At 39.8% G+C, this 18214-nt stretch carries 11 protein-coding genes and 1 pseudogene; 8 read left to right on the top strand and 4 right to left on the bottom strand.

Translation table 11 applies throughout. From position 1 onward, the window contains the following. Window positions 1-74 precede the first annotated feature (74 nt). The 3 genes from ASJ81_RS21540 to ASJ81_RS21530 all read left to right on the top strand — a co-directional run bounded on the left by ASJ81_RS21540 (window position 75) and on the right by ASJ81_RS21530 (window position 3554). Entirely contained in the window at window positions 75-1298 is a 1224-nt protein-coding gene (locus ASJ81_RS21540; protein ID WP_245860441.1) for a COG1361 S-layer family protein, read from the top strand. Window positions 1299-1529: 231 nt separating this feature from the next. Then, window positions 1530-2735: an ABC transporter permease gene (locus ASJ81_RS21535; protein ID WP_095646161.1), complete on the top strand. Its 1206-nt coding sequence runs from the start codon at window positions 1530-1532 to the stop codon at window positions 2733-2735. Then, the gene (locus ASJ81_RS21530; protein WP_394339149.1) at window positions 2736-3554 is read left to right on the top strand and encodes an ABC transporter ATP-binding protein; all 819 of its coding nucleotides are present in this window, start codon (window positions 2736-2738) and stop codon (window positions 3552-3554) included. Between the two features lie 1968 nt (window positions 3555-5522). Here ASJ81_RS21530 and ASJ81_RS21520 read toward each other — a convergent pair. Continuing rightward, window positions 5523-5708, bottom strand: coding sequence for a hypothetical protein (locus tag ASJ81_RS21520; RefSeq protein ID WP_095646159.1), 186 nt, complete (start codon window positions 5706-5708; stop codon window positions 5523-5525). Between the two features lie 1610 nt (window positions 5709-7318). Here ASJ81_RS21520 and ASJ81_RS21515 point away from each other — a divergent pair. The 3 genes and pseudogenes from ASJ81_RS21515 to ASJ81_RS21505 all read left to right on the top strand — a co-directional run. Next, window positions 7319-7573 (top strand): annotated as a pseudogene (locus ASJ81_RS21515) (PKD domain-containing protein); the annotation flags it as partial. A gap of 1524 nt (window positions 7574-9097) precedes the next feature. Continuing rightward, on the top strand, window positions 9098-10693 hold the full coding sequence (locus ASJ81_RS21510; RefSeq protein WP_245860438.1) for a DEAD/DEAH box helicase: 1596 nt from the start codon (window positions 9098-9100) through the stop codon (window positions 10691-10693). Beyond that, window positions 10650-12614 (top strand): DUF790 family protein, encoded by a 1965-nt coding sequence (locus ASJ81_RS21505; protein WP_338037739.1) that lies wholly within the window; start codon window positions 10650-10652, stop codon window positions 12612-12614. Before ASJ81_RS21510 ends, ASJ81_RS21505 begins: the two co-directional genes overlap by 44 nt. 367 nt (window positions 12615-12981) lie before the next feature. On the opposite strand, the gene ASJ81_RS21500 is transcribed toward ASJ81_RS21505, so the two are convergent. Further along, window positions 12982-13860 (bottom strand): SDH family Clp fold serine proteinase, encoded by an 879-nt coding sequence (locus ASJ81_RS21500; RefSeq protein WP_245860437.1) that lies wholly within the window; start codon window positions 13858-13860, stop codon window positions 12982-12984. Window positions 13861-14046: 186 nt separating this feature from the next. Next, a complete protein-coding gene (sugE, locus tag ASJ81_RS21495) occupies window positions 14047-14364 on the bottom strand; it encodes a quaternary ammonium compound efflux SMR transporter SugE (protein ID WP_095646156.1) in 318 nt (105 codons plus the stop codon). 564 nt (window positions 14365-14928) lie between these two features. Here sugE and ASJ81_RS21490 point away from each other — a divergent pair. After that, a complete protein-coding gene (locus ASJ81_RS21490) occupies window positions 14929-16017 on the top strand; it encodes a radical SAM protein (protein WP_095646155.1) in 1089 nt (362 codons plus the stop codon). 156 nt (window positions 16018-16173) lie between these two features. Here the strand turns inward: ASJ81_RS21490 and ASJ81_RS21485 are convergent, their stop codons facing one another. Beyond that, complete coding sequence (locus tag ASJ81_RS21485) at window positions 16174-16914, bottom strand: class I SAM-dependent methyltransferase (RefSeq protein WP_095646154.1); 741 nt, start codon at window positions 16912-16914, stop codon at window positions 16174-16176. Between the two features lie 575 nt (window positions 16915-17489). Between ASJ81_RS21485 and mtbC the strand changes: the two genes are divergently transcribed. Continuing rightward, window positions 17490-18134 carry a dimethylamine corrinoid protein MtbC gene (gene mtbC, locus ASJ81_RS21480; RefSeq protein ID WP_095646162.1) on the top strand — a complete coding sequence of 215 codons (645 nt, stop codon included), beginning with the start codon at window positions 17490-17492 and terminating at the stop codon, window positions 18132-18134. Window positions 18135-18214: the final 80 nt, after the last annotated feature.

The raw sequence follows: 18214 nt of genomic DNA, 5'->3' as shown, positions 1-18214 counted from the left end.
CCCCAAATGGAAAGGGCAGCATTAAAGCAATTCATGACATAACTTCTTGTCGCACAGCAAACAAATGCTCTACGTTGTCTCTTCATTTTTTAGTTACCTTACTGATGATAACTATATTTCTGACAGGCCCGGCTTCCGCAGTTGTAGTGTCAGGAAACACCCATCTTGTAGTCGACGTCTCGGAAATCAACCCCAATCCTGCCAGGCCTGGGGAGGACCTGCTCATAAAGGTTAATATTCAGAATGCAGGAGATGAGCCTGCAGAGAACGTGATAGTAGGGATTGAAGAAATTCATCCTTTCATTTTTAAGTATAGTACATCGAAACTTTATGGTTCCGGAACGAACACGGAACGAAATTTTCGAATTGAACAGATAAGGCAGCGTTCCAAGGTCGAACTGAACTTCTATTTGAGGGTAGACCCTGAGACTGAGTCCGGAGTCTATCAGATCGAGTTTACTATCAAAGACAAAAGCGGAACAAGTTTTTCCAGAAGAATTCCTGTTCGGATAGAAGGAAACCCGGATCTTGTGCTTAGCGGCAGTGAAATTCTTTCTGTAAATGAGGATAATTCCTCTTCAGAAGCCATAGTTCCTGGACAGGAGTTTTACCTTAGGACATCAGTTAAGAATGCAGGAAACGGGGACGCAAAAAATGTCAGGGTAATTCTTAACCTTAACAATTCGTCACCTTTAATTCCGCTAGAGGACAATGTCCGTTTTTTTGAGAATCTGAGTGCAGGCAGTTCTAAAAATCTCTCGTTCAAACTTCTTCTGGGCAGCAATGCCGATGTGAAGCCTTACAGGATTCCATTGCGGATAACAGCCTCGAATAGCACTGAGACTTTCCAGATAGACAAGATCCAGGAAATTGGAATTAACGTGCTTAATCGGGCGCAAATTGATATTTCAAGCCTGAAATTTGATCCGGAGATGCCTGTGAAAGGACAGCAGGTATCCCTGACTTTAAGGCTCGAAAATGTTGGAGAAGGTGAAGCTCGTTCGGTCAAAGCCAGGCTTGAGGGACTTGAGGGCAGCGGAAGCACGAATGCTTTTCTCGGGCGTCTGGATAAAGACGATGATGCTCCTGCAGTATTTACATTCACTCCTGGAAAAACAGGTGATCAGAACGTGACCCTGCTGGTAGAGTATGAGGATGATTTTGGTGAGCACCAGGTTAGCGAGAACCTGACTTTTAATGTGAAAAGCCAGGAAGGAAGCATTCCTCCAATTGTGCTCGGAGCAGTCCTGGTCCTTGTAGCTGCGATTCTTTATATGAAAAAGAAAGGTAAGCTTTAAAATTCCGAGAACAAGAAGCCTGGAATTAATAATTTCGAAAACAAGAATCCTGCTATATCCTGGAACTAATAATTTCGAAAACAAGAGTCCTGGTATATCCTGGAACTAATAATTTCGAAAACAAGAGTCCTAGTATATCCTGGTACTAGTTATTTCGAAAACAAGAATCCTGGAATTAATAATTTCAAAAATAAGCTCGAAAACGAAATTAACCAGAGAGGATGGCCTATTATGCTTGAGAAAGCGAGAGTTTCCTTCTTCCTTGCCAGCCGTTCCATAACCAGGGGCAATAAAGGGATTACAATCTTTACAGTTTTTGTCCTGACCCTGATCTTTATACAGCTTGTGCTTTTCTCAAGCATGCTGGCTGGGGTTACGCTCAAGTTCAATGAACTTATGGTGAACTTTCAGACCGGAAACGTTGTGGTCGAACCGAAGGAAGAAGAACGCTATATAGAGGGCGCATCAGCCCTTCAGAAAAAGATAGAAAGTCTTCCGCAGGTAGTAGGAACCTCGGCTCGCCTAAAAACGACTGGAAATTTCCGTTATAAAGAGAAGGAAATAGGAGCTACGATTTATGGTATAGATCCTGCGGACGAGACCTTCGTAACAGGCCTTGAAGATGCTATAATAAGTGGAGAGTTTCTGAGCAGGCCTGATAAGGGAGAGATAATTTTGGGCAGGGAGGTCTCAGGAGGTTTCGGAGCCCTTATGGAATCTAAGTCTTTAGAAGGTGTGGAAGTAGGAGACACCGTTGAACTCACAATCGGAGGCGTAACCCGAGAGTTCAAGGTAAAGGGGATCTACTCAACGCGTTTCTTCATGGCTGATGCCTCAGCCTATCTTACCATAGCCGATCTCGAAGAAATGCTTGGTATTGAGGGCAGAGACTTTGCGCAGGAAATAGCCATTAAAACAGTAGACGGCACGCCTGAGTACGATACCAGAACTGCGCTCCTCTCTCTTGGCATTGGTGAGAATATCCGTACCTGGCATGAATTTGCAGGTATCCTCCGACTGATCGAAAGCACGCTTGGGCTGGTCCGGAATATTATGAACGCAATCGGTCTGCTAATTGCTTTTGTGATCATCTTCGTGGTTATTTACGTAAATATCGTGAATAAAAAAAGACAGATCGGGGTTCAGAAAGCAATAGGGATAGAACAAAATGTGATAATTGTATCCTTTGTGCTCCAGGCCATGCTTTACGCAGGTGCGGGTGTTATATTTGGCTACACGTTTATGCGCTTCGGACTTGTACCTTATACGGTTTCTCACCCTGTGGAAGTCCCGCTTGGCTCTATGAGCCTCAGGCTGGACAATGCAGAGGCCTTAAATCGGGCAGTCCTCCTGTTCCTTTCTTCTGTAGTAGGCTCGGTAATTCCTGCGTACAAACTGGCTCAGAAAGACCTTCTTGACCTGATCTGGGGCAAATAAATGGGGCAAACAAAGGGTGAAACTATGGAAAAAATCCGAAAGCATACCGAGGACGCAGTAAAAAGTATGGATGAAATCCGAAAACAGACAGAGAATACAGTAAAAAGTATGGATATAATCCGAAAATCGATAGATGATACTATTACAGACACTATTATAGAATGTATAGATATCACACGCACTTTCAAGATGGGGGAGGTAGAGGTTAGGGCCCTTCGCAGCGTAAATGTAAGAATCCGACGTGGAGAATTCATTGCAATCATGGGTCCGAGCGGTTCAGGCAAGACCACACTTTTAAACCAGCTCGGCCTGCTTGATACCCCAAATTCGGGAAAGGTTATTATAGACGGCTCGGATACCTCCAGACTGTCTGACAGCGAAAAAGGCAAATTCAGGCTGCATAACCTGGGCTATGTTTTTCAGGACTATGCTTTACTTCCCGAGCTCAATGCCATGGAAAATGTCTATATCTCTCTTATGATGCAGGGCAAAAGTAAAACCGAATGCGAATCCGCAGCTGCAGAAATTCTTGCCGCAGTTGGCCTTGGAGATCGACTTCAGCAGCTTCCCTCCAAAATGAGCGGAGGCCAGCAGCAGAGAGTCTCAATAGCCAGAGCTCTTGCCCACTCCCCAGAAGTCCTTTTTGCAGACGAGCCCTGTGCCAACCTTGACTCCGAGACCTCAAAGGAAGTTCTTGACCTTTTCGAGAAATTCAACCAGGAAAAAGGGCAGACGATTGTAATGGTTACACACGAAGAATGGCATGCCGAATACGCGGACAGAGTAATTAGGTTGAAGGATGGAATCGTTCAGGAGTGAGCATGCTACACAGACTGGGTTTCTAATAACATTATGATTATTAAGACTTATACTGTTGATATACAAAATTAAGTTATGAACACATATCATTATGACTTTAAGATTGGCTTTATTATACCTGAAACCATTCAACAGATTAAAAATCTGTATAAGTTTATAAATTATACAAGAACAGGCAACAAAAAAGTTAATTATTGAGTAAACTTCAACTCCATTTAAATTGAAGAACTATCACGAAAACATGGAATAACTTCAAAGTTAAACGAAATAATAGGTTACCTGTGCACTGTATTAAACTGAATTCAATCACTTACTGTTTTTGTTTTCGGGAAATATGGTTATGTTCCCTTGAACTATTACGTTTTTCAGGTCCTTTACAATTTCCAGATTCTTCTTAATCTCCAAATTGCTCAAATTATTGTAAATTTTTTAGTAACCTCTCTAATATATTTAGTGCTAAATTCCAATTATGAAAAGAATTTATACGTTTTTTAAGCTCATGCCGATAAAATATAAAACTCATTTGAAGATCTACTACAGGCTTTTAACGGTTCTTTTTTGATCCGTTTCCTGGCATGATTTGCGCAATAATACAATCATTAAATCAATAAGATAATCATTAAATCAATAAGATAATCATTATATCAATAAACTAAAGTTAGCTAGATACACAAAAAAAGAGAAATAAAATAAGATTAACTGTTAAAAATATTATATACAATGACTACGTATTATAAATTGCGTTCTCATCTCTTTAACACCCCACTAGCAAAGAGCACCTACTCCAAACATTACTCCACTATAAAAGGGATAAAAAGAGAAACTCGCAAAGCATGAGTCAAGTACCTCAATACCTCTTCCCCAACTACAACAAAGTGAGTCTCTTGAATACCATTCGGAACTCCCAGGTTTTTTCGGATGAGAACGCCACCTCATTTTTAAAAAAGTTATAACCATCCAGGCACTTAAATCGATATTAAGAGCCTTAATTAATCGATATTAAGAGCTTTAATTGACAGATCTCTATGCCCAAAGTCGGTATTAGTTGCCCCATTTTTAGGGTATCTTACTAGTTCCAAAGAGTTTTCAGGAACCGAATCTATTCACCTGAGTTTCATTTAGGAAGGATAGAGCCTTTTTTCGGATAAATCAGCCTTTTATAATGCCTTTATATAGTGACTTTTATAATGCCTTTTATAATGACCTCTAGAATGATTTGACCTTTTTCTTTGTTACCGTACAGGTAATCAGATGCAACATTTTACATCCAGTTACATCAGGTATCGTAGCTTAATGCTATAATGTTAAACCAGTAAAGAAACATTAAATCTCTATATCAACAAAATAGAGCTAAAATAATATTACTTGTTAAAAATATTATATAGGGTGAGAGCATAGTATAATTTGCGTTCTCATCTACAAGACCACATAGCAAGACCTATTCCACAAGAAATACTTCAACGCCTACTCCGAAAAATCTACTCTAAAAGTGAAGAGATAAGAAACTCGCAACCCGTGAGTCTAACACCAAACCTCTTCCTGAACAAGACCTAATAAGTGCCGTTCGGAACTTCCAGAAATACTCAGATGAGAACGCATATCTTTTTTATAAACTGTTAAAAGGTTTCCGGCCTGGCAGAAAATCCATGCTGAAGTTAATGCATTCACCTGTATTTCTTTTTCCAAATATACGGCAAAAGAATAAACAATAGATTTTACAGAACTGGTAGACGACTCTGTTCCAAAATCCAGTGATTTTTGCATTTTTGATAGAAAGTCTTAATTAGCAAGAAGAATCCAGTTTTTATCAAAATCGATATTCGCTATCTAAAGACTTGAATCACTAAGTTGTATTACATGGATGGTGACCATTTATAAAATCTAGTGATTTTGAGTTTTACATTCATCACTAGATTTTGGTACTGAGTCCAATAAATAGATAAAAGATAGAAGAAGTGAAAAAAAGAGTTATAAAGATATGGTTTCACTCTCTTTTTTTCGCTTGAAAATAGCAGTCACTCTGCCTTCTTCATTGATATCGTTCCTGATTAAAACCAGTTCCCAGCCTTCATTCCCTATTCTTTCAAGTTCGACCATCATCTCTGGCATTACTACGTCAAGTTTGCGAGTATCATACTCCCATAGATGTATCATTTAATAGTCCCCCAATTAACGATAAAGATAAATTTTTTAATGTTTATATTGGAATAAAACTATAAATAACCTGAACAAAAGAAAAAAAGAAATCAGGTATTTGCCTCAAGCGAAGCTATCTTTTCTTCTTCAGCTTTATTTACCGGAGTTCCCATTTTCCGAGTCTTATTCCTTAAAACGAGTTTTCCTCACCTTAGAATTAGAGAACCCTGAAGCTACGGACTTAAAATGTATGCATAAAGAAATTTTGGCAAAAAATTTTGGCCAGGTTTTTAAGGATTGTGTAAATCATTGCGCCGTTTGATCTCGCCGGATAGGGTTTAGGGACAAAGTTCTCAAACTCAAACATTGCCAGTTTTTTCAATCAAACCTTTTAAGGACCCAAAAAGAAGTTCGGATAAATCAGATTTCCCAAGCCAGTTGAAGATTTAGCTTTTCTTATCATAATTCAACTGGATTGACTCCGATAATCATCTTGTTTATAATTCAGCCCTCTTGAGCGAACGAAGTGAGCGAAAAGGGCCCCGTCCTCCCGAGACGGAACTCGGGTAATTCAGCCCTCTTGAGCGAACGAAGTGAGCGAAAAGGGCCCCGTCCTCCCGAGACGGAACTCGGGTAATTCAGCCCTCTTGAGCGAACGAAGTGAGCGAAAAGGGCCCCGTCCTCCCGAGACGGGACTCGGGTGACAGAAATTGGGTGACTGATAACTCAATTATTATACATAACCTATATATTTTTAGAGTTTATATATATCATGGCATATACTATATTGTGGTGAATAGATGATGGATGAAGTATATAAGAAACCACCAATTAAAACTTTTTTTATGAGTTCATGGGCATATAACGACGTATCGAATACCAACAAAGGGCTTGCACAACGATGTCTTGAGACCATAAAAATGATGAAAATGTGACGTCACAACACACAATCGATTATAACTTACTGAATATTTTAGGTACCATCTGACGTTTAATAAAATGATTTCTCCTTCGTAATGTTTCCACTTAAAGGAATTAGATAGCATATTATCGTTCTATTGATTTTCTCCTTATTCAATTGGACCCTTATTATGATTTCTTGCAACAGAACCCTAAATTTTGATCGTTATAACATTTAAAATAAATTTAAAATATCCATAACTATTTATATAGTTAATGTACAGTCATATCATATGCGGCATGAAATATATCTAAGTTTATAATTTCTCTGCATAATAGGGGTGGGGTAAAAAACATAAGCAAAACAGATAAAAATATTGTGCCAGAAGCTACAAGCAAAAATAATGCGGCAATAAAACAAGAAATATTCAATAGTTCATTTCTACGATCCTATTTTGGTACTTTCCACCTCTACTATCCGATTTTGGTACTTTCCACCTCTACTATCCGATTTTGGTACTTTCCACCTCCACTATCCGATTTTGGTACTTACCATTACTAAAAGTAGTCCAATTTGTGGTTCCATTGCAAAAAAAACACTACAAAGTCATAAAGCGGGTGATACAATTAATACAAAACAAAAAATGTCCATTGCATTAATTAGTATAATACTATTATCGGCAACTGCGCTCGCAGCTTCCACAACAAAGTCTACAAATGCTCCAGCCCCTGTAGCTGCCTTTACTGCATATCCAACATCAGGAGACGCTCCACTGTCAGTGAAATTTACTGACAAAAGCACCGGTTCCCCCATTGAATGGAAATGGAATTTTGGAGATGGATCTAAGATAATAGATGGAAATACTTCAGATTATAAGAATCCAACTCATGTTTATTCAAAAGCTGGAACTTATACAGTGAAAGAGACAGCAATTAATGCAGTGGGTAGAAACACAGTAACTAAATCTAATTATATTACAGTGAAGTAATAAATATATACTAAAGGTTAAGATTGGAAGCGGGGAGTTTATTGGGTTCCGTTGCAAAAAATCAGATCATTTTACAAAACAAGTGAAAACCTTCACAATTAGAAAAGTTAATCATTCTCATCACCTGGAAAAATAGTACAATAAAGGTACAATTATAGCCTTAAAGTGTGAGAAGAAAATTTTTGCAACACAACCTAATTTCTCAATTCCATTTCCGGTTATTGACTTCTGCTTAAACTAAATTGTTTAGGGTTATTATTTCGGTAGTGGGCATGAGTTATTGAAAACAACAAGCACAAGAATCTCTATACATTTTCCTCAAATAAGGTGGATGTACTTCCTTTTTTGGAAATTGATCAATAACTCACGTACACGACCGAAAATTAGCGAAATACTGAAATTAGATTTAAAGCTGGTTAACGTGTGGCTCAACTCCCACGACACATATAAACACTGAATCATTTTTCCATAAAAGTTTAGCTTGAGAGATTATGTTTGGATCATATGTAAACCAAATAATTACACACAATAAGGGGCATCATTTCAAAATCATTATCAGCAAAAATAATCGAAAATGAAATGTCGACCTACCTAATATAGGTTATATACTTTTTTAGGCTCTTCGTTGTTTTGTGTGGATATCTTCATAAAAACCGTTAATCACCAGCACAAGAAGTTTTTTGGGCCGGTATCACTCTATCTTTGAAGCGTGAGCTTGAAGAGCTTTGAAAGGCTCTGTGAGCCTCTTTTACATCTCTTTTTTGTGTGGTAATGCATATTATCAAAGCGATCTACACACCTCAAAAAACACCCTAGAAGAGGTTTGATCACTCAGCTTTTGGCCGTTTTGCGGTATTTTGAGTTGTATTTTGACTTGGTCACGTCACCACAAATTCCTGAAAAGCCTCATAAGCTAACCCCTTTAAACATATTGGTTTAACGATTCGAGGTTTTTTATACTTTTTGATCTATTATTGTTACAGGAAAAAAATAGTTTTATTTAAATAAAACTATATAAGTGATGTCGCATGACAACGACGAAAGGTGAACTACTCAAGGCAATTCATGATCATTGCCTTGAATGTTGTGGTGGATCATCCACATGGGTGCAAACATGTCCTGAATCAGAATCATGCAAGCTATGGTCATATCGACTGGGTAGAAACCAAACACCGGTCAGTGAAGTGAAACAATTACAAGGTCGCCGACTGGCTGAACAGCGGAAGCGAATGAAGGACGAAAAAACTAGAACAGGCACGTAGTGTACTCATATACAAATTCTCTGTGAAGCCGTTGGCTGTGGGCAACTTCACCGCCTAGGTCAAAAACTAAACGGTATTAATTTTGTTACTAATTTAAGGTTAAGTTCGAGTTAACCTTAGTTCCAATTTTTGCCTCTTTTTTGACATCTTTTTATGCTCAAGCAATAAATCCAGATTAGGTGCTAGCCAGCCATTCGGAAATAATGTATAGACTTACCTTAATTATTATATATAATGTCCAGACTTTTAATAAACAATGATCAAAATCAGTTTCAAGCAGGGAACACTTCTTATTGAAGGTAATGTGAGAGTTCCCAATGCAGTCTGGGATGAAAGAAGCGGAAGTTTCAGGGCTCTTGCCCTTTATTACAGAGATATAATAAATTATCTGAAACATTCTAAGGTCCAATTTAAGGACGAAGTGCTTGACCTTCTTCCATGTCCGGATTTAGCAGCAGCTTATGAAGCTTCCGGAAAGAAACTTAAGTTAAGGGATTACCAGGCCGAGGCTCTTGTGACCTGGGGCGAAAACAATAGATGGGGAGTGCTTGTCTTGCCAACAGGGAGCGGAAAAACTCTTGTTGGAATCAGGGCAATTGCAGGCTGCAATACTCCTACCCTGGTGGTTGTCCCGACGCTTGACCTGCTTGAACAATGGAAAAAACAGCTTGAAGAAGCTTTTTTAATGGAAATCGGAAAGCTTGGGGGTGGGGAGAAGAAAATTCTTCCGATAACCGTTTCTACATATGACTCTGCTTATATTCACGCCGAAACTCTTGGAAATAGATTCGGCCTCCTTGTTTTTGACGAAGTACATCATCTGCCTGCAGCCGGATACAGGAGCATTGCCGAGTTTTCCGCAGCGCCTTACAGGCTTGGGCTAACAGCCACTTACGAACGGGAAGATGAGTTACACTCGGAGCTTAGCAGGCTTGTAGGGGGAAAAGTATACGAAAAACACGTATCAGAACTTGCAGGCAGCCACCTTGCCCCTTACCGGATCAAACGGATAGCTGTTGCACTTACGGATGAGGAAAGGAAAGAATACGACAAATTTTATTCGATTTATACAGATTATCTCCGGAAAACCGGAATAGTTCTTCAGGGGCCAGGGGATTTTCAGAAACTGGTCATGAGAAGTGGAAGAGATCCTGAAGCCAGAAAAGCCCTTCTTGCAAGAAACACAGCCAGAGAACTTGCTTTCAATACCGACTCAAAACTTGAAAAACTTAACGAGATCCTTAAAGCACATCGGGAAGACAGGATCTTCATTTTTACAGAACATAACCGGCTTGTCCACCGGATTTCCAGGGAATTTCTCATTCCTGCAATTACCTACAGGACGCCTGCAAAAGAAAGGAGTTCCATCCTTGAGAAGTTCAGGGAAGGAAAATACAGAGCTGTGGTCACTTCAAAGGTGCTTGACGAGGGAATTGACGTTCCTGAGGCAAGTATAGGGATTATAGCAAGCGGCACAGGGAGCAAATTAGCATATATCCAGCGCCTCGGAAGGATTCTCAGAAAGAAAGAAGGAAAAGAAGCTATACTCTACGAAATTATAACCGAAGAAACGACAGAAGCCGGAACTGCCAGAAGAAGAAAAGAAGCTGTTTCAAACCGAAAAGGCTCTGGAAGGCCAGTGCAGGAAAAACAGATGAAGAAAGAATCAGAAAAGGAAAAACAGATGAAAAAAGAATCAAAAAAGGAAAACCAAATTAGAAATGAGCCAGGAAAAGAAGGCCAAATAACTAAAGAACAAGGAAAAAGAGCCCAAATAATCAACGAAGAAGGACACGAAAGCCGGATAAATAAAGAAAAAAGCTCAGGAGGCAGCTCACCTGCTCACTTCTGACCTTCTTGTAACCCGGATTTCCGGAGGGAAAATAAAGCCTGTATACGCAGCTTTTAATCCCGAAAACCTGGAACTTTCAAGGCTTTTGATAGAAACTTTCGAGCAGAGTATCGGAAAAACCTATGGGGACCTTCTGGCTGAACTTGATGGTTACGAGGAAATGAATTATCGCTTTATCAGGGGGCTTTCCCAGCTGCTTGGAAGGCGCACCGTTATAGAAACGGATGCAGCCGTTGACCCTTCTCTGGCAAGGGAAACGGTTTTTGAAGCCTGCAGTGGCATGGCCCTTTCTCCTGCCGAGAAAAAAGAAGCTCTGCAAAAAGCTGCAAAAAAGCTTTCAATTTCGGTAAAGGAACTTGAAAAGGCACTCTGGGCGGACCTTGAGGAAAATCAGATCGTCAAAAGTTTCGTACCCCTTTCTCCGGCAGAACTCCTGATACAGTACAATATTTCCCTAACTCAGACTCTGCTCTTTAAAGCAGTTGACCTCGACATCTGGATAAAAGGCGATTTTCAGAAAATCCTCTGGAAAATTCTTCGTTCGGGACTTATGTACTCCCTGGAAGATACTGACGAGAGAAGAGACAAAATCGATAGAGAGAGATATAGGGATAAAGAAGGAAATGAAGGAAGTGAAGGAAAAACTAAAGAAGGAAAAACCGGAAAAACCAAAGAAGGAAAAACCAAAGAAAAATTTGACGAACTAAAAGCCGTCCACCTGCATCTTGATGGGCCTGCATCTCTTTTTCGGATATCGGAACGCTATGGGAACTCCTTTGCAAAAATCTTTCCTGCCCTGTTAAGATCAAAAGGCTGGAGGCTCAAATCAGGCATTCTTCACAAAGGCTACCAGGGGAAGCGCGTCCTGGATTTTACCCTTGACGACTCGGAAAAATTTTTCAAAATTACTCCTGAAGCAGCCATGTACCCTGAGACTATTTCTAAGGGGATTCAAGTTAAAGAAGAAAAGGGAATATATGAAGCCGAAAAAGAAACCGGAAAAAAAACCGGAAAAGACGTCGAAATTGAGGAAATCGACGCCGAAGAAGAGGCCTATGACAGCACGCTTGAACAGATATTTGGCAGCCTCAGTTTGGGAAGCTGGAAGATTAAAAGGGAGCCAACGATTCTTAAAGCCGGAAAATACGCTTTTGTCCCGGATTTCTCCCTCCAGAGAGATGGAATGAGGGTATATCTGGAAATAGTGGGATTCTGGACCCCCGAATATCTTGAAAATAAGATTGAGAAACTCAAGCAGGTAAAGGAACCTGTGATTCTCCTGATTGACAGGAAACTCAAGTGTTCTGAAAAGGATTTCCCTTCACAGGACGTAATCTTCTTTGATAAAAAAATCCCGGCAAATAAGGTCATGCAGATACTCAGGAAGTACGAGGAAAAAAAGCTTTCAGAAGACAGGTCAAGATTGGAAGATATGGAATTCCCGATTTCAGGAGAACTGGTAAACCTTGAGGAAATCGCAACCGGAAAAGGAGTTATGCCGGATGCCTTAAAGGAAGTGGTTGCAGACAGGCTTGCAAAGGCCGGAGAACTGAAAAAAGCCGGAGAACCAGGAAAGTCCAGAGAGTCAGAAAGAACTGGAGAATTCGGAAAAGCAAGAGAGTTCGAAGGATTCAGGGAACCCGGAAAAGCCGAAGAATTCGGAAAAGTCGAAGATCTGGAGAAATATCGAGGTTACGTTCTCCTTGAAAACTACTTAATTCACAGGAAGCTGCTTGAGAAAATTGACATGGGACTTGAAAAACCAGGGTTAGTAGAAACTTACGCCGATGCAGTAAAGGTCTTTGAAGGTTTCGGGCTTGACCGTAGCCTCTATTATCCTGTGCTTGATCATCTGAGGTATAAGGTTATCTGGACAGGGCTGAGTGAAGAGAGTGCAAGGGTGAGGAAAACAGGAGTTTGAATAAAACTCACAGAAACCTGAACAAAAATTTTAGAGAAATAACAGGTTAAATAAATATTCATTGGTCATCGGTTAAGGAAAAATCGTTATCAATTGCATTGATTTTCATAAAATTTGTTAAATTATTCATCAAATGCAAAACTGGAATCTGATATCGATTTCAATTTAAACACTAAACATTTGGGTTTGAGTTTTTCCGTCGAAATCGAGATCAGCAGCTCAAAATCTTAACCGAATACAAATGAATAAATATTATATGTAATAATGTATAAATCTAACAGGTTATAAGCTTCTTTCCAAGTCCTAAACTTCTTTAACTTCACTTCTTCAAGCTAATACTCCTTCAATCTAATTTTCATTCCGGTTTTTACTCGGGGTATTCCACACTCTTTTTTACAGGTTTGAAAAGCTTCATAAACTCGTGCACGTCCTCCGGAAAGTCCGTACTGACGGCAAGCCCGATTTCTTTTGCCTCTCCAGCTGACAGAGGAGTACTGTGGATCATCTCTCCGCTGACCAGTTTTTCAATCACTTCATCGAGCCTGCTTTCTCCGGTTGGACCTGGCTGGATTTTGCCTTCAAGAAGCTCTTTTGCGACATTTCGTGTGAGTTTGAGGGCTTTTCTTGAGATATCGCTAATGACAAGAGTTGTATCGTCGGCTTTTTCTTTTTTAGTTTCTGCGGCATAAATCCAGGAAGGGGCTGGATAAGTCCCGCGCAGGAGATCTCCTACCTGGGGATCAATTGGTCCGATAACCGCATCTTTGTCCATCACGATTTCATTTGCTGCAAGGGCTATAATTGTGCCTCCTGACATCGAATAGTGCGGAATAATAACTTTTGTATTTTTCGGGTGCCGCCGCAGGGCGCGTGCAATCTGGATACTGGAATGGAGCTGCCCGCCAGGAGTATGCAGGATCAGTTCAAGTGGATAATCTTTGTATTTTCTTATCCAGCGCAGGATCTGCTCGGCATCTTCTTCATCTATGTACTGGTAGGCAGGCAGTCCGAAAAGAGAGATTGCCTCTCGCCTGTGAATCATAGTAAGCACTTTGCAGCCGTGGCTTTTTTCCAGAGCTTTCAATTTTGCCATGCGCCGCAATCGGATTTGTTTTATCTGAGATTGCGGGTAAATTATTGCATAGAGTAACAGAAGTACAAATAAAAGGGACATCAAGTCCCAGAGACTAATTGTCGTGCTGTCAAGCGTAACCAGAATATTCCCCCAAAAACCTCCTGAGGTCACCTTTAAAGCTAACTTTTGACTACCTGATCAAAAGGTAAGATAAAATCTAAAATGAAACAACTCTCAGGTTTAATCCCATAATAAATTGTCTTGCAGGTTTTTAATTTTTGGCTCCCTACTGTAGAAAATGGCCTCTTCCAGGAGTACCGGAAAAACTCTGAAAAAGAACAGGAACTCTGCAACGTATTATGGAGAAATTATTTTGAGCCCGATTATCCCTGAAAAAATCAGAATAATACAGAAAGCTCTGGCAAAGTCCATGGGCTCATTAAAGAGCAGGACGCCGAGAATCGTAGTACCGATAATCCCTATTCCGGTCCAGACTGCATAACTGGTACCTATTGGCAGAGTCTTCAGGGCCTGGGAGAGGAAATAGAAGCTAAGGAACATGCAGACAACGGTAAGGATGCTTGGATAAAGCTTTGTAAAACCTTCAGTATACTTCAGCCCGATTGCCCAGGCTGCCTCAAAAAGGCCTGCGATAAAAAGGAAGATCCATTCCATTTTTGTTCTCAACCTGCTCATGTAAATTTTAAAGGTTGCTTGAAGATAGCAGCCAAAATGTGTTAAAAACCTTCTTCTTCTTATAACCTTGCCTGCGAAAAGCCTGGAAAAAAATTGCACAGGTCCTAAAATACATAAAATAAATATTAATTCGAAGCTTAGAAACCAGAAAAATTCAAAATAGGAATCAAGGATTATAATCTTAACTGAGGATCAGAACTGAAAATCAGAACTGAAAATCAAAATTAGGGACCAGAACTGAGAATCAGAACAGGAAATCAGAACTAAGTATTAGAACTAAATAGTAGAGTTAAGACTCGGAAGAAATAGACAATAAGCCTTCATTGGTCATCGGTTAAGGAAAAATCGTTATCAATTGCATTGATTTTCATAAAATTTGTTAAATTATTCATCAAATGCAAAACTGGAATCTGATATCGATTTCAATTTAAACACTAAACATTTGGGTTTGAGTTTTTCCGTCGAAATCGAGATCAGCAGCTCAAAATCCTTAACCGAATACAAATGAATAAGCCTTTAACCAATGTGAAATAATATTCCAGTATGGCAGCTCCGAAGTACCTGAAACGTTACTTTAAGGTGCACAGAGATGAAATGCCTGCCCTTTTTAAAATATCCGAAAGGATTCAGGTCCAGTTTGATCCGGGCATGCCGCTTGAAGAACTCAGGGAAATTCATAGCAATGAGATCGTAGAGTATCGAAAACTTAAAGAACACCTTGAACTAGAAGCCGCAAAAGCCCTCACCTATAAAGATGCGAATGACAGGCTGGCACTTTTTACAAGAAGCTTCCTGGCACTTCCGAAAGCCAGTCCCTCTCTTCTTGACATTAAAGTTGAGATTGCAGACAGAATGCTGTCTAATTGCCAGTGCTGTGGGTGGCGGTGTGAGGTTGACCGGAAAGTCGGCGAAAAAGGCTTCTGCAGGCTAGCTGATACTTCCAATTACGCTTCTGAGTTCCTGCACATGGGAGAGGAGCCTGAGCTTGTACCCTCTCACACGATCTTTCTTACAGGTTGTGCTTTTGCCTGCGTTTACTGTCAGAACTGGGATCTCTCAACTAGTCCTGAAGCCGGGACCCGAATTGAGTCCAGGAAGCTTGCAAAACTGATCGACCTTCGGAGAATGCATGGGGCCAGAAACGTGAATTTCGTTACCCCTACTCCACATGCACATACTGTGCTAAAGATAGTGCGAGAGATCTCTGTAAATACGCCTGTGATCTGGAACTCAAATATGTATCATTCCTCTGAAGTTGCAGAGCTCCTCGAAGGGGTTGTGGATGTTTATCTGGGAGATTTTAAGTACGGAAATAATGCATGTGCCCGGAAATATTCAAAAATAAAAAATTACCTGGATATCGTACAGCCAAATTTTGAATTTGCCTATAAAACCGCAGAAGTTCTCCTTCGCCACCTTGTACTTCCAGGCCACCTGGAATGCTGTACAAGGCCAATTGCCGAATGGGTTGCAAAACATATCCCGCAGATCAGGTTCAACTTGATGTTTCAGTACAGGCCATGTTACCGGGCTATGGAATATCCGGAAATTGGACGCCTCCTGACTCCGGAAGAAGAGGTTAAGGCGATAAAGATTGTAAGAGAGGCAGGTATTGAGGACTTACTGGTCTGATAGTAGATAGTACTGGTCTGATCACAACATAGTTAGATATGATAGTTAGATACTATTAGATGATCTGATCACAGCCATACTGTTAGATATAGTTAGAAAATATTAGATAGAATTGGCCTGCTATTGAGCAAGATTTAGTTCACAACGCATTCCCGCTTAAGTTCGAAACATTATTGCATGATATTTATATTCGTAGTACATTGATTGTACATAACACATCTCAAAATCATTTTTGTTTGCAATTTTCTGAATTTTGTAAGGGTTGTGGGTAAAACCGGAAAGGTCTCTTGGACGGTTTTTTAAGGTTGCTATTACTGAAGTCTGAACACCGCAACCTAATCTGTATAAGGCTTTTAAAGGTCCAGCATTCGGTGTAAACACTCCTAGTTTCCACAATGGATATAATCGTGGGTCCAGTATGTCAAAAAAAACTATTTTACCGTCCGTACTGAGATACTCTGATGCCTTAGCAAGAAAACCATCAATTTCTTCAAAAGTTAAGTACTGGACTACGCCAGCTGCAGTTATTCGATCAAAGTCTGAGTCCAGGTTCTCCCAGAGAGTCTCATGGTCAGCAAGTATAAGATCGATATTATTACATTTTTTTTCACTGATCCTTTTACTTGCTTCTCCAAGCATGGATGGAGAAAAGTCTACTCCTAAGAGCTGTTCATATTCAGGAGCATAGTAAGTCAGGAGTTCTGCAGAGCCACATCCGAAATCAAGCAGCGATTTGCCTCCATCGAGGTGGAATAATTTTTCTCTGGCTTCCATAGCAAGAAACTCTTCAGAAGAATATCTATGTCCTCCGTGTGTCTTATCCTTAAAAAAGCTTTTCCAGATGCTTTTTGGCTTTGTATGTATTTTTTCCGTGTGTTTTCTACTTTTTACTTCCATACTCCCTTCCCCCCAATATAACTCTTTAGATGATTAATTCTCTAATTTACTTTTGATAAATATATTTGTCAAATATATTATTTCTTAAGTTCGTTAATTTGTAATGAAGTGACCAGAGGCTTTCAATTAACTTATTAGATAGAAAAATAGCGTATTCTATTTTCTTTAAGAAAGAATCTTCAGGTCCTTTTATCTTGAGGATAGTGCACTATTTTCTCCACTTCCATATTAATACTCCTATTTGATAATTAAATATATACTTTATCTCTAAAAAGATAACGTTAATGAGGAATGCTAGCACATGTCTACAGACAATACAGTCTACAGAATATTTTATTATCAAAGCTATTTCCAATTTTAGTATATTTTTTAATTTAAAAATATTCTTAACAAACTTTAGTATTATTTTGCTTCATTTTTATTCGTTTCTTTATATTTTTTAGACCTTATTGTATACTTTTAGAAAACTATATATATAATTAATAGGAAATAACTTACCGCCTTCCTAATAAAATATGAAGACAATCGTCAGTCACTCTTTGATAAATAAGGGACAGAAAAAAGGGACAGAAAAAATGGCAGATACAGAAGCATTACTCTTCGAGGTTGCTGATGCGGTAATCTCCTGTAAAAAGGAAAAAGTAATCGAAACGGTAGGAAAAGCGAAGTTAAAGCTCTCCCCTGAGGAAATCATAGAAAAAGGGCTCTCATCAGGCATGAACCAGGTAGGAATTCTTTTTGAGAGAGGGAAACTTTTTCTGCCCCACGTGATGATGGCAGCCGATGCAATGGCTGCCGGGGTAAAACTGCTTGAAGAAGATTTGCCAGCAGGCACACAGGAAAAGAAGCTTGGTGTTATCGTAAACGGAACAGTTGAGGGCGACGTCCACGACATTGGCAAGTCCATAGTGTCAACAATGCTCCAGTCTTCTGGTTTTGAGGTATATTATCTTGGTAGGGATGTGCCTACAAGGAGCTTCATCGAAAAGGCAAAGGAAGTCAATGCTGATATGATTGGAATTTCAGCCCTTATGACGACAACCCTTCAGGGACAGAAGGACGTAATTGAGCTCCTCAAAGAAGAAGGACTAAGGGATAAAGTAAAAATTATGGTAGGTGGAGCCCCTGCAACTCAGGCCTGGGCTGACAAAATAGGTGCCGATTGCTACGCCGAAAATGCAAGCGAAGCTGTGGCAAAAGCAAAAGAACTGCTACTCTGAGCCTCAACTTTCGATAAACTCAGTTAGTCTAAACTAAATTCATTTGAAAGAGGATAAAAATGGCAACTGAATACGCTTTG

Source organism: Methanosarcina spelaei, assembly GCF_002287235.1.
Classification (GTDB): domain Archaea; phylum Halobacteriota; class Methanosarcinia; order Methanosarcinales; family Methanosarcinaceae; genus Methanosarcina; species Methanosarcina spelaei.
The sequence above is the reverse complement of the archived record's forward strand: the minus strand, read 5'-3'. Positions and strand labels throughout refer to the sequence as shown.